Origin of the sequence: Paracoccus alkenifer (genome assembly GCF_900108405.1) — a bacterium.
GTDB classification, from domain to species: domain Bacteria; phylum Pseudomonadota; class Alphaproteobacteria; order Rhodobacterales; family Rhodobacteraceae; genus Paracoccus; species Paracoccus alkenifer.
Genome location: NZ_FNXG01000002.1, coordinates 271,355 through 284,155 on the forward strand (window position 1 = coordinate 271,355; position 12,801 = coordinate 284,155).

The 12,801-nt window shown below is 69.7% G+C and carries 10 protein-coding genes and 1 pseudogene; 6 read left to right on the forward strand and 5 right to left on the reverse strand.

Going from position 1 to position 12,801, the window contains the following annotated elements; genetic code table 11:
- Position 1: 1 nt before the first annotated feature.
- The 3 genes from trkA to BLW83_RS05505 form a co-directional block, all read right to left on the reverse strand.
- The gene (gene trkA / locus BLW83_RS05495) at positions 2-1,375 is read right to left on the reverse strand and encodes a Trk system potassium transporter TrkA (RefSeq protein ID WP_090846448.1); all 1,374 of its coding nucleotides are present in this window, start codon (positions 1,373-1,375) and stop codon (positions 2-4) included.
- Positions 1,376-1,603: 228 nt separating this feature from the next.
- Positions 1,604-3,004 carry an HlyD family type I secretion periplasmic adaptor subunit gene (locus BLW83_RS05500; protein WP_090846450.1) on the reverse strand — a complete coding sequence of 467 codons (1,401 nt, stop codon included), beginning with the start codon at positions 3,002-3,004 and terminating at the stop codon, positions 1,604-1,606.
- A complete protein-coding gene (locus BLW83_RS05505; protein ID WP_090846452.1) occupies positions 3,001-4,767 on the reverse strand; it encodes a type I secretion system permease/ATPase in 1,767 nt (588 codons plus the stop codon). Before BLW83_RS05505 ends, BLW83_RS05500 begins: the two co-directional genes overlap by 4 nt.
- Before the next feature lie 81 nt (positions 4,768-4,848).
- Between BLW83_RS05505 and BLW83_RS05510 the strand changes: the two genes are divergently transcribed.
- Complete coding sequence (locus tag BLW83_RS05510; protein WP_090846454.1) at positions 4,849-5,568, forward strand: MlaA family lipoprotein; 720 nt, start codon at positions 4,849-4,851, stop codon at positions 5,566-5,568.
- Positions 5,549-6,157 (forward strand): MlaC/ttg2D family ABC transporter substrate-binding protein, encoded by a 609-nt coding sequence (locus BLW83_RS05515; protein ID WP_245728648.1) that lies wholly within the window; start codon positions 5,549-5,551, stop codon positions 6,155-6,157. Before BLW83_RS05510 ends, BLW83_RS05515 begins: the two co-directional genes overlap by 20 nt.
- A gap of 665 nt (positions 6,158-6,822) precedes the next feature.
- On the opposite strand, the pseudogene BLW83_RS05520 reads toward BLW83_RS05515, so the two are convergent.
- Both BLW83_RS05520 and BLW83_RS05525 read right to left on the reverse strand, forming a co-directional pair.
- Positions 6,823-8,883, reverse strand: a pseudogene (locus tag BLW83_RS05520) (transglycosylase domain-containing protein); the annotation flags it as partial.
- A 201-nt stretch (positions 8,884-9,084) separates the two neighbouring features.
- Positions 9,085-10,086: a polyprenyl synthetase family protein gene (locus tag BLW83_RS05525; protein ID WP_090846456.1), complete on the reverse strand. Its 1,002-nt coding sequence runs from the start codon at positions 10,084-10,086 to the stop codon at positions 9,085-9,087.
- A gap of 123 nt (positions 10,087-10,209) precedes the next feature.
- On the opposite strand from BLW83_RS05525, the gene BLW83_RS05530 reads away from it, so the two are divergent.
- The 4 genes from BLW83_RS05530 (at position 10,210) to BLW83_RS05545 (ending at position 12,750) form a co-directional block, all read left to right on the forward strand.
- Positions 10,210-10,416, forward strand: coding sequence for a putative signal transducing protein (locus BLW83_RS05530; protein WP_090846458.1), 207 nt, complete (start codon positions 10,210-10,212; stop codon positions 10,414-10,416).
- Positions 10,413-11,234, forward strand: a complete 822-nt coding sequence (locus BLW83_RS05535; RefSeq protein WP_090846460.1) for a tRNA1(Val) (adenine(37)-N6)-methyltransferase — start codon at positions 10,413-10,415, stop codon at positions 11,232-11,234. Before BLW83_RS05530 ends, BLW83_RS05535 begins: the two co-directional genes overlap by 4 nt.
- Positions 11,235-11,246: 12 nt before the next feature.
- On the forward strand, positions 11,247-11,411 hold the full coding sequence (locus BLW83_RS05540; RefSeq protein ID WP_090846462.1) for a YdcH family protein: 165 nt from the start codon (positions 11,247-11,249) through the stop codon (positions 11,409-11,411).
- 307 nt (positions 11,412-11,718) lie between these two features.
- Positions 11,719-12,750: a substrate-binding domain-containing protein gene (locus tag BLW83_RS05545; RefSeq protein ID WP_090846464.1), complete on the forward strand. Its 1,032-nt coding sequence runs from the start codon at positions 11,719-11,721 to the stop codon at positions 12,748-12,750.
- Positions 12,751-12,801 lie beyond the last annotated feature (51 nt).

A 12,801-nucleotide genomic window follows, 5' to 3' on the forward strand; every position in this document is an offset into this window, starting at 1 on the left:
ATCAGAACCAGTCGGCCGAGACCTGCAACAGGCGCTCGACCTCTTCGATGTCGCCCGACAGGGCAAAGATCAGCACCAGGTCGCCCTGCTCGATGCGGGTGTCGGGGCGGGGCTTGAGGATCGCGCCCTGTTTCTCGATGGCGGCGATCAGTGCGCCGCGGGGCAGCTGGATGTCGCGCACCCGCTGGCCCGCCAGCGCCGAGCCGGGCAGCACCTGCGCCTCGATCAGCTCGGCCTCGGAATCGCCCAGGGCGTAGACGTCGCGGACCCGGCCGCGGCGGATGTGGCGCAGGATCGAGGACACCGTGACCGCGCGCGGGCTGATCAGCCCGTCGATCCCAAGGTTCGCAGCCAGCGGCATCAGCGTGGTGTCATTGATCAGCGCATCCACCATCCGCGCGCCCGCCTGTTTCGCGCGCACTGCGGCCAGCAGGTTGGTGCGGTCGTCGGCGGTCAGGGTCAGCACCGCGTCGGCGCGGGGCACGCCGGCCTCGGCCATCAGGTCGGCGGCCATGCCGTCCCCGTGCAGCACGACGGTGCGGCGCAGCTGGCCGGCGGCGGTCTCGGCCCGGTCGCGGTCGCGCTCGATCAGCTTGAGCGAGATGCCCGGCCGCGCATCCAGCGCCCGCGCCACCGCCAGCCCGATATTGCCGCCGCCGATCAGCACCACCCGTTCCACCGGGCGCGAGGGCAGGCCAAAGATGTCCAGCGTCCGGGCCACGTCCTCGGCCGCGGCCACCACATAGGCGTGATCGCCCGCGTGCAGCTGGTCGTTCGGCTCGGGCGCGAAAAAACGTTCGGCCCGGCGCAGCCCCACCACCACGGCGCGCAACCCGAAAAAGGTCTGGTCCAGATGGCGCAGCGGTGTGTTCAGGATCGGGCAGTCCTCGTTCAGCGCCATGGCCAGCAGCCGCACCCGCCCGTCCATGAAGGTTTCGGTGTCCAGCGTAGTCGGCACGTCCAGCCGCGACAGCGCCGCCAGCGCGACCTCTTGTTCGGGGCCGATCACCACGTCGATCGGCAGGTGCTGGGCCTGAAAGAGATCGGCATATTGCGGCAGCAGATAGGCGGTGCCGCGCAGCCGGGCAAAGCGGCGCGGCACCGAAAACAGCGCATGGGCGACCTGACAGGCGACGATGTTGACCTCGTCGCTGGCGGTGGCGGCGATCAGCAGGTCGCAATCCTCGGCCCCGGCGTGTTCCAGCACGTCGGGGTGGCTGGCGTGGCCGGTGATCCCCTGCACGTCCAGCGCGTCGTTGGCCTGCTGGATCAGCCGCTCGTCGCGGTCGATCAGCACGATGTCATGTCGTTCGCGCGAAAGCTGCCGGGCGATCTGCCAGCCGACCTGTCCCGCGCCGCAGATGATGATCCGCATGAACCCGCCCCGAGGTGGCACCAGACATCCAGCCATAGGCCCCCCGGCCCGGCCCGGCAATGGGCGCGATGCCGATGCAAAGCGGACGGCAACGGCGGGCAGGTCCGGCGCGGGCAGGCCGGACGTGTTCGCGACGCTGACGTCAGGCCGGCGCGACACCGGGGCAGCCACGGGCTTTCGCGGCCACCTGCGCGGGGGGCGGGGCGCGCGGATAGGGGCGGGGCCGGCTCATCCTTCGCGGAAGGCCCGGGTGAAATAATCGCTCAGCGGACCCAGCAGATAGGCCAGCGGACTGCGCTCCCCGGTCTGGAAATACAGTTCGACCGGCATGCCGGGTATCAGCGCGGTCTGGTCGGGGCGCGCAGGATCCGGCGACAGGACCGTCACCTCGGCGCGATAGAACTGCTGCCCCGTGACCGGGTCCGTGAGCGTGTCGGCCGAGACGCGTTCCAGCCTGCCCTGGACCCTCTCGGCCGCGCGCCCCGACAGCGCCGCCAGGCGCAGCATCACCGGCTGGCCCACCGAAATCTCGTCGATGTCGCGGGGCGGGATGCGCGCGGTGACCAGCAGCGGCCGGTCGCGCGGGATCAAGGACAGCGCCGGCTCTGCCGCCCGCAGCACGGCGCGGGGCGAAGTGACCTGTAGTTGATGCACGATGCCCGCAACCGGGGCGCGAATGTCCAGCCGGACGATCAGGTCGGCCAGCGCGTGGCGACGCTCGGCCAGCTCCAGCTCGCGGGGGGCGAGGTTGCGCAGCTCGGCCTCGGCGGCCTCGCGGCGCTCGGCGGCGGTTTTCAGCCGGGCGATGCCGATCTCGGCCAGCCGCGTTTCGCCCTGGGCGCGCCGGGATTGCATCTCTCCGATCAGGCCGGCAAGCCGCGCGTCCTCGCGTTCCAGCGCCATCACGCGCGCCGCCTGGGTCAGCCCCCGGTCCAGCAGGCTGCGCTGGTCGGCCAGTTCCCGCCCCACCAGCGCCCGCTGGCTGTGCAGGGCGGTCGCCTGCGCGTCGATGCCGTCGATCTGGCTGCGCACTTGCAGCGCCTGCTGGTCCCATTGGTGGCCGGCCTGTTCCAGCGTATCCAGCCTTGAGGAAAACAGCCGCTCCTGCCCCTGCATCAGCGCCGCGATGTCGGGGTGCAGGCGGGCCATGCGGGTCAGTTCGGCCGGAAACTCGGGAAAGGGCCGGTCGGCACGCTCGGCCTCCAGCCGGCCGCGGCGGGCGAGAACTTCGAAATACTGGCTTTCGACGATGGCGAGCTCGCTGCGCAGCGTGGTGCCGTCCAGACGGATCAGCAGCTCTCCGGCCTCGACCTGCTGGCCGTCACGGATCGGGACCGATTCGACGACCCCGCCGGCGGGATGCTGGATGATCTGGTGGTGGCGCTCGACCTCGACCTGGCCGTGAGCGATGACGGCGCCATTGATGCGGGCGGCGACCGACCACAGCCCGAAGCCTCCGACAAGCAGGACCACGCCGAGCAGCCCCAGCAAGACCGCGCCGCGCGCGGAATACAGCTTGGCCGGGGGCCGGGACGGCGCGGGCAAGCCCGGGTCCGCACATGCCGAGCCGATGACCGCCACCGGGGCGCGGCCCGGCGCGGGGCTGTGGACGCGCTGCGACGCAATCATGCCGCGCCCCTTCCGGTTTCAGCGGCCGCGTGTCGCGGCGGGCCGGGGTTGCAGACGGTTTCGCGCAGCACCTCGTCGCGCGGACCCAAAGCGACCGGCTGCCCGCGGTCCATTCGCAGCAGCAGGTCGCATTCGACAATCGCCGCCGGGCGGTGGGCGGTGATCACCACCGCGCCCGCCCGCGCCTTGACCCCGCGGATTGCAAGATTCAGCGCCGCGCTGCCTTCGTGGTCGAGATTCGAGTCAGGTTCATCCAGCACCAGCAGCACCGGGTCGCCGTAAAGCGCGCGGGCAAGGCCGATCCGCTGCACCTGTCCGCCAGACAGCCGGGCGCCGGCCTGCGATACCGGCGTGTCATAACCCTGTGGCAGCGCAAGGATCATCCGATGCGCCGCCGCCGCGATTGCCGCACGCACCACCGCCGCGGGGTCGGGCTGGGACAGGCGCGCGATATTTTCGGCAACGGTGCCGTCGAACAGCGTCACCTGCTGGGGCAGATAGCCGATCAGCCGACCCAGCTGATCGGGGTCGTATTGGTCCAGCGTCGCCCCATCCAGCCGAATCGTCCCGCCGGCGGCCGGCCAGCCGCCCGTCAGCGCGCGTGCAAGCGTGGATTTGCCGGCGCCCGACGGGCCGATCACCCCCAGCGCCTGCCCCGGCGCCAGGGAAAAGCCGACGCAGCGCAGGACCGGCACGGCCCCTTGCGGCGGGATGATCGACAGATTCGCCACATCAACCCGTGCGGCAGGGCGGGGCAGAGGGGTCCGTGGCCGCTGTGGCGGGTGCCGGGTCAGCAGATGCCCCAGCCGGTCCCAGCCGTCCAGCGCACGCTGCATCGCCGACCAGCCGGCGACCAGCTGGTCGATGGGGGCAAGCGCCCGGCCCATCAGCACCGAGCTGGCGATCATCGCGCCCGGCGTCAGTTCCTGCCGCAGCACCAGCCAGGCACCCGCCGCCAGCAGCGCCGATTGCAGGAACAGCCGAAAGCTTTTGGAAAACACGGAAAAAAAGGCGCCGCGGTCCAGCGCGGATAGCAGGGATTGCGCCATCCGGTGGCGGGACTGGCGCCAGCGCGCCAGTGTCGCACCCCGCATTCCCAGCGCGGTGATCAGCTCGCCCTCGTTTCGGTAAAGCGCGGCGGTGCGGTCGGCCAGATGCTCGGCCGCGGCGGCGTCACGCAGCGGCGGGCGGGTCAGCCGCTGGTTGAGCCATGTCGCCAGCACCAGCACCAGCAGCCCCAGCGTCGCAACCGCCCCCAGAGTCGGGTGAAACAGGTAAAGCGCCGCCAGAAACAGGGGCGCCCAAGGCAGATCGAACAGTGCCGTCGCCAGCGGCGAGGCGACCAGCTGGCGCAGGGAATCGAGATCGCGCAGGCCGGTCTGCCTGTGATCATCCGCGCCGACCGCCGCGCTGTCGGCCAGGGTTGCCTGAAACACCCTTGGCTCCAGCCGTTCCTGCAACCTTAGCGCGACCCGCGCCATCACCCGGCTGCGCGCGAGGTCGATCACCCCCATCATCAGGAACAGAAAGGTCACCAGCAGAAACAACGCCGTCAGCGTCGGCACCGAGCCGCTGGTCAGCACCCTGTCGTAGATTTGCAGCATGAACAGCGGGCCGGTCAGCGCCAGCAGGTTGACCGCCACCGAAAATGCCGCGACACCCGCCAGCAGCCCCGCGCTGCCGCCACGCGCGGCGCGCAATTCGGCAAAGCCGTCCGGCCATCCCGCCCCCGCGCGTCCTTTGCCCCCCTGTCCATCCCGCATGAAGCCGCCCAGACTGTTTAGCAGACGGGACCCGGCGCCCGTTGATTCGTGTTCTCGCACGAAAAGATTTAGGAGAGGTTGATGCGTGCTTTTCCGATCGTGCTGTTTCTGGGGCTTGCCGGCTGCGCCTCGGCGCCTCCGGGCGAGATCGCGGACCCGTTCGAGCCGATGAACCGGCAGGTCCACGGTTTCAACAAATCGCTGGATGCGGCGGTGCTGCGACCGGTATCGCAGGCGCTGGCCGGCGTCGGGCAACCCGCCGAGGGGCCGGGCGCGATGGAAATGGTGGGGAATTTCGGCTCGAACCTGGCGCTGCCCGGCAAGGTGGTGAACAGCCTGCTGCAAGGCCGCCCCGAGCCGGCTTCCCACAATATGTTCCGCTTTTTAGTCAATTCGACGCTGGGAATCGGCGGGTTGTTCGATCTGGCGACCGAGGATTTCAACCTGCCCGAGGTCGATACCGGCTTTGCGGAAACCCTGCATGTCTGGGGGTTTCCGGCCGGTGCCTATCTTGAACTGCCGGTGCTGGGGCCGTCGACGCAGCGCGATCTGGTCGGCACGGTCGTGGATGTGCTGCTGCTCGATTCGATGGGGAATGTGGTCCACAGGGATGTCGCGCGCGCGGGGCTGGCGGCAAGGCTGCTGTCAAAAGCGGGTGATCGCGGGCAATTCGGCTCGACCGTGGACTCGGTTCTGCATGAAAGTGCGGACAGCTATGCGCAGATGCGGCTGCTGTATATACAGCGCCGCCAATATGAGATGAAAGAGCAAGGAGAGGTCATTGACCCGTATTCCGAATAGCACCCGGCGCGATTTCCTGGGCCGCGGCGTTCTGGCGGTGGCCGTGCTGGCCGCGCTGCCGGCCGGGGCGCAGACGGGCAACCAGGCGGTCGCGCTGGTCCGCGCCACGGTCGACGAGGTGCTGGCGACGGTGAATTCGGGCCGGCCTCCGGCGCAGATGTATCCGGCGTTCCAGTCGATCTTCAACCGCCGTGCCGATATCGACGCGATGGCGCGCGCTGCGCTGGGGCCGACGGCACGCCAGCTGGGCGCGCAGGATTTCGCGGCCTTTCGGCAGGCGATGAGCGGCTATGTTGCGCGCAAATATGGAAAGCGTTTCCAGGAATTTCTGGGCGGGAGGATCGAGGTCGGCGCGGCCCGGCAGCTCAAATCCTTCTGGAGCGTCGATTCGACCGCCTATCTGCGCGGGCAGACGCCCACGCGGGTCGAGTGGCATGTCTCTGATCGCAGCGGACAGGTGCGGTTTTTCAACCTCATCATCGAGGGGGTGAGCATGCTTGCCTCGGAACGCGAGGAAATCGCCGCGATGCTGGCCCGCCGCCGCGGCGATGTGCGGGCGCTGATCGCGGACCTGCAACGCGCAGGCTGAGCCTGGCGCGGAAAAGCCCCGCTGCGGCGGGGCTTTTTCGTGGCCGGCGGTCAGTTGCTGCCGACAAGACCCAGCAGCGCCTCGGTCAGGGCGTCGTTCACGGCGCGCTCGGACGTCAGGTTGGCCGGCGCGCCCCCCGCCAGCGCCTCGGCAAGGGCCGCGCCGACGGCGGCGGCGTCCGATGCGCCGCGGGCGTCGGGGCCGCCGGCCAGCGCCTGCGCCACAGCTGCGCCCACGGCGGCAGCGTCCGGGCGCGGCTGGGCCGGCGCCGGGGCGGCGCTGACGGTCGAGCCGGGGCTGCGCGGCGCCCGCGCGGGGGGCGGGGCCGACGACGGGGTCAGCGGGGTGGCCTGAACCGGCACCGGCGCGGGGACCGGGGTTGCGGGCGCAGGTGCGGCGGCCTGCGGATCAAGCAGCTGCATCTGGTCCGGGGGCGGGGCTGCGCCCTGGCCCATCGCCTCGGCCAGCGCGGCCGACAGCGGATCGGCAGAGCCGTCCGGCATCGTGGCCGAAACCGGCGGGGCGGTCATCCCGCCCATCCCGCCCGTGTCGTATTCGCCGCCGACCGGCTGCGCCACCGCCACGGCCGCGGCCAGCGCCGCCGCCAGGGGATCATCCGAATCGGCCGACACGATGTCGCTGGCCACGATCATGCTGCCGCCGCCGTCGGGCGCCATCACCCCCAGCGGATTTGCCGGCAGGCCCTCGTGGATTTCCTCCATCACGGCGTGCCAGATCTCGGCCGGCAGCCCGCCGCCGGTGACGCCGGAAAGCGGCTTGTTGTCGTCGTAGCCCATCCAGACGCCGGTCACATATTGCTCGGTAAAGCCGATGAACCACGCGTCGCGATAGGACGAGGTGGTGCCGGTCTTGCCCGCCACCTCGCGCCCCGGCAGCCGGGCGCGGGTGCCGGTGCCGCTGTCCACCACCTGCCGCATCATCCAGATCAGTTCGGACGCGGCCTTGGTCGAAATCACCCGCTGCCCCATGCCGCCGGCCTGCCCGATCAGGGGCTTGTCGTCGCCCTTGATGCGCAGCTCGACCAGCCCATAGGGGCGCACGGCGGTGCCGCCGTTGCGGATGCCGGCATAGGCGCCGGTCATTTCCAGCAGCGTGGTTTCCGATACCCCCAGCCCCATCGAGGGCCCCGCGGTCAGGTCATGGGCAAAGCCGAAATCGCGCGCCACGCGGCGGACGTTTTCGCGGCCCACGGCCTCTTGCAGGCGGATGGTCGAGGTGTTGATCGACTTGGCCAGCGCCGTGGTCAGGGTGATCTGGCCCAGGTGGTTGCGGGTATAGTTCTTGGGCGTCCAGGGTTTGGAGCCCTTGATATGGATGGTGATCGGCGCGTCCTGGATCATGTCGTTGGGCGAAAACCCCTGATCCAGCGCCGCCGCATAGACAAACGGCTTGAAGGCCGAGCCGGTCTGGCGCTTGGCCTGCGTCGCGCGGTTGAAGGTGCCGGCGGCGGTGGTGTCGCGCCCGCCGATCATCGCGCGCACCGCCCCGTCGGCCGACATCACCACCACCGCCGCCTGCGCCTGCGAGCCGTCCTTGACCTTTTCGTCGAACACCCGTTTCAGCGCGCGTTCGGCCTGCCGCTGGATGGTCTGGTCAAAGGTGGTGGTGATGGTCACGTCCTCGGTGGTTTCCGAAGTCAGAAAGCCCGGCCCCGAATCCATCACCCAATCGGCGAAATACCCGCCGGCGCGGGCGGCGGCGGCCTTGGACAGCACCGCGGGATTGGCCTTGGCCGTCGCGAAATCCGCGTCGGTCAGGTAGCCTTGGTCGTGCATCAGCCCCAGGATCACGCCCGCCCGGTCCTGCGAGCGTTGCAGGTTCGAGGTGGGCGAGAAATAGCTGGGCGCCTTGAGCAGCCCGGCCAGCATCGCGGCCTCGGGCGGGGTGACCTCGGCCGCGGATTTGCCGAAATAACGCTGGGCCGCAGCCTCGAACCCGCGGGCGCCGGCGCCCAGATAGCTGCGGTTCATGTAGATGTTGAGGATGTCGGACTTGGAATATTTCGCTTCCAGGGCAAGGCTATAGGGGATTTCCTTGACCTTGCGCCACAGCGAGCTGACCCGACAGGCGGCCTCGTGCGCGGCCTCGTCCTTCCATTTGGTGGGATCAAACCCCTCGCCCAGGCACAGCAGTTTTGAGACCTGCTGGGTGATGGTCGAGCCGCCATGCCCCGAAAGCGCGCTGCGCCCCTGCGACATGTTGATGCGGATGGCGCCGGCGATGCCGCGCGGGTCGATGCCGAGATGGTTGTAGAAACGCTTGTCCTCGGTCGCGACCACGGCGTTGCGCAGATGCGGCGAGATCTGGTCGGCGCTGACGGTGTTGTAGGTCTCGCCCCGCCAGGCGAACACCCGCCCCTCGCGGTCGAGCATGGTGACCGAGCCTCGGGCGCGGCCGTCAAACAGCGCCTGCGGGTCGGGCAGGGTCGAGTAGTAATAGGCAACCGTGAGGCCCAGGATCAGCGCCAGCGCCAGCCCGGTGCGCCAGAACGCGCCCCAGACCACCCGCCAGACCAGCGACACCGCCCCCGCCACCCCGCGGGTCACGAAATTCCCGCGCCGCGGTTTTTTCGGCGCCGGTTTGGCGCGGCGTGCCGCCTGTTGCGGCGGCAGCCCGCCGCCGCCCGCAGCGGGGCCCTGCGGGGACGAGGGGGCGGCATAGCGCTTGTCGGCGGCGATGCGCCGGGGCCGTTCGGGTGTCTTCATGCCTGCATCCTGGGACCGTTTCTCGGCCTTTTTCCGGGAACCACATATAACACGACAAGTGATTTAGAAATGATTACCGCACGAAGGTGACCGAGACGTGACCCGGCGGGCGGCGCCCTGCCTGCGGATGCGCGGCGCTGGTGGCGCGGTCGCATGGGTATTTGGACCAGAAAGAAGCCCCCGCGGCGGTCTGCGGCGGGTTCAGGCCACGCGGGCGACGACGAAATCGGCCAGTTCGGCCAGCAGCTGGCGGATCCGGTTTTCCGGCAGTTCGTCCAGCGCCTGCCGGGCGCGGGTGGCCCAGGACAGCGCATCGGCGCGCGCGGCCTCGATCGCGCCGTGGCGGGAAAGGATCGCCAGCGCCCGGTCCAGGTCGCCGTCCCGCTGGTCGCCCTTTTCGATGGTGCGCTGCCAGAAGCCGCGTTCGGCGGCGTCGGCCTGCGCCACCGCCTTGATCACCGGCAGGGTCAGCTTGCGTTCGCGGAAATCGTCGCCGGTGTTCTTGCCGATGGTCTCGGCCGCGCCGCTGTAGTCGAGGATGTCGTCGACGATCTGAAAGGCGATTCCCAGCGCGTCGCCATAGTCGTAAAGCGCGCGCACCTGGGCGGGCGTGGCGCCGGCGATCACCGCGCCGACCTCGGTTGCGGCGGAAAACAGCGCTGCGGTCTTGCCGCGGACCACCTGAAGATAGACCGATTCGTCGGTCGCCAGATCCTGCGCGGCGGTCAGTTGCAGCACCTCGCCCTCGGCGATGACGGCCGAGGCGTTGGACAGGATCTCCATCACCCGCAGGTTGCCGGTTTCTGTCATCAGCTGGAAACTGCGGGCGAACAGATAGTCGCCGACCAGCACGCTGGACTTGTTGTCCCACAGCAGGTTGGCGGTGGGGCGGCCGCGGCGTTGGCGGCTTTCGTCCACCACGTCGTCGTGCAGCAGCGTGGCGGTGTGGATGAATTCGACCGTGGCTGCCAGCAGGTGGTGATGGGTGCCGCCGTAACCCAGCAGCTTTGCCGCGGCCAGCGTCAGCATCGGGCGCAGGCGCTTGCCGCCGGCCTCGACCAGATGGGCGGTCACCTCGGGGATGCGGGGGGCGTGGCGGCTTTCCATCCTTGTGCGGATCAGGGTGTTCACGGCCTCCATCTCGGGGGCGAGCATATCCGACAGGCGGTCCAGCGGTTTGGCCACGGTTTCGTTCACACCCATGAAAACACCCTTTCGCACCCGGTTTGCGTCCGGCCTGTCTTGCGCCGCTGTCGCGCCCCGCCGTTGCGTTTTGCCATTGCCACGGCGTGGACAGTTGCGCAACCGCGCCCTAGCTTGCGCGGGATGAAGGAAGTGCTGCGCACCACCGATCCGCTGACCATCACCCGCGCCTGCGACCTGTTGCAGGCCGAGGGAATCCCCGCGTTCCAGTTCGACCAGCACATGAGCGTGCTTGAAGGCTCCATCGGGGTGCTGCCCCGGCGGCTGATGGTGGTGGACCGCGATCATTTCATGGCGGCGGCGATCCTGCGCGACCACGGGCTTGGATGACGCAGGGCGACGGGTTGCGGGACGACAGGTTCCTGGGCGGGCGGTTGTTGCTGCGCCAGCCCGCGCGCGGCTATCGCGCCGGCACCGATGCGGTGATGCTGGCCGCCGCCTGTCCTGCGCGCGGGGGCGAGCGGGTGCTGGAACTGGGCTGCGGTGCGGGTGTCGCGCTGTTTTGCCTGGGCGCGCGGATCCCCGGCGTGGCGCTGAGCGGGCTTGAGCGGCAGGAAGAGCTGGCGGCGCTGGCACGGCATAACGCCGCAGCAACGGGGATCGCGGCGCGGATCCTGTCGGGCGATCTGGCCCGGATGCCCTCTGAGCTGCGCGCCGAAAGCTTTGACCATGTGATCGCCAACCCGCCGTTCTTTCTGGCCGGCACCCGCGCGCCCGACGCCCTGCGCGCCGCTGCCCGGCATGAAGATACCACCTTGGAGGCCTGGGTCGATGCCGGCCTGCGGCGGCTGCGGCCGGGCGGTGCGCTGACGCTGATCCACCGGGCCGAGGCGCTGGACCGCATTCTTGTGGCGCTGGCGGGGCGGGCAGGGGCGGTGTCGGTGCTGCCGCTTGCCGCGCGGCAGGGGCATGACGCGGGCCGCGTCATCGTCGTTTCACGCAAGGGTGCGCGGGGCGGGCTGCGGCTGCACGCGCCCTTTGTCCTGCACGGGCGCCCCGCACATGAACGTGATTGCGAGGATCTGAGCCTGCCCGCCCGGGCCGTGCTGCGCGACGGCGCCGCCATCGTCCGGGGTCCGGCGGATGGACGCGAGGTTTCGGGTGACAGCGGCGCGGAAACATGCTGCACTGATTCCATCGACCCATAGCAGGAGGATCGAATGTCGGTTCAGTCGCATGTCGCGGAACTGCGCAGAAAACACCAGAATCTGTCGGAAGAAGTCGAGCGTGCGCAGCGCGCGCCGGGTTCGGACAACCTGTCGATCGCAGCGATGAAAAAGGAAAAGCTGCGGCTCAAGGAAGAGATCGAGCGGCTGTCGAACTGACCGCCGCAGCCGCCCCGGCGCGCGCTTTGGGCGAAAGCCTTGGCCAGCAGGATGGGGCGGGACGGCCCGAGCCGGAAGAATGTGCCGGAAGAATCCGGCAAGAACGCAGACAGGGGATCGGCCGCGCGCCGGTCCCTTTCCTGTTTCATGGGCAGGGCCGCGCGCCGTGACCTGCGGCGGCCCGGCCTGTGGACAGTTTCGCGCAGGTTTTCCCGGATTCCACCGAAATCTTTCCTTGCCGTTCACGGGGCGCTATGAGACGCAACGGCCCGGATGCCGGACTCAAGGCAAAACGCAGGAGCTGCCGATGAGCTTGATGAAAATCCTTGCCTCGGGTCTTGCGCTGCTGGCCGTCTCGGCCACGGGGGCCGCAGCCCGCGCGCAGATCCAGCTGGCGGGATCATCCACCGTGCTGCCATATGCGACCATCGCCGCCGAAGCCTTTGCCGACAATACGGATTTTCCCGCCCCCGTGGTCGAGGGCGGCGGCAGCGGCGCCGGCATCAAGCAGTTCTGCGCCGGCACCGGCCCCCGGACCATCGACATCGCCAGCTCGTCGCGCCCGATCACCCGGGCGGAACTGGCGAGCTGTCACGCCAACGGGGTGGCGCGGGTGATCGAGCTGCGCATCGGCTATGACGGCATCGTCTTTGCCTCGGGGATGGGCGGCCCCGATTTCGCGCTGACCCCGCAGGACATCCACCGGGCGCTGGCCGCGCAGGTGATCGTGGACGGCCAACTGGTCGCGAACCCCGCCGTCAGCTGGGCCGAGGTGAACCCGGCACTGCCCGCCCGGCAGATCGCGGTGTTCGTCCCCGGCACCAAGCACGGCACCCGCGAGGTGTTCGAGGAAAAGGTGATGGCGGCCGGCTGCGAGATCTCGGGCACACGGGCGGCGCTGGCCGCGGCCGAGGGTCAGGATGCCGCCCGCGCCGCCTGCGTGGCGCTGCGTACCGACGGCCGGGCGGTCGACATCGACGGCGACTATACCGAGACGCTGGCCCGCGTGGACAGCAACCCCGACGGCATCGGCGTCTTTGGGCTGTCGTTTTACGAAAACAACACCAGCCGGCTCAGGGTGGCGCCGATCGACGGGGTGGTGCCCACGGTTGCCAGCGTTGCCTCGGGCGAATATCCGGTGTCGCGGCCGCTGTTTCTTTACGTCAAGGCGGATCACTTTGAGACCATCCCGGGGCTAAGGGAATTCGCCGGGTTCTTCGCCCTCGACGCCATTGCCGGACCCGGCGGGCCGCTGGCGGATTACGGGCTGGTGCCCGACCCGCAGCTGGCCGAAGCGCAGGCGGCGGTGGCCGCGGAAAAGATCATGGGCGGGAACTGACCGCGTAACCGCCCGCAGCCGCGGCCGCGCCCGTTGCCGGGCAGGGCCGCG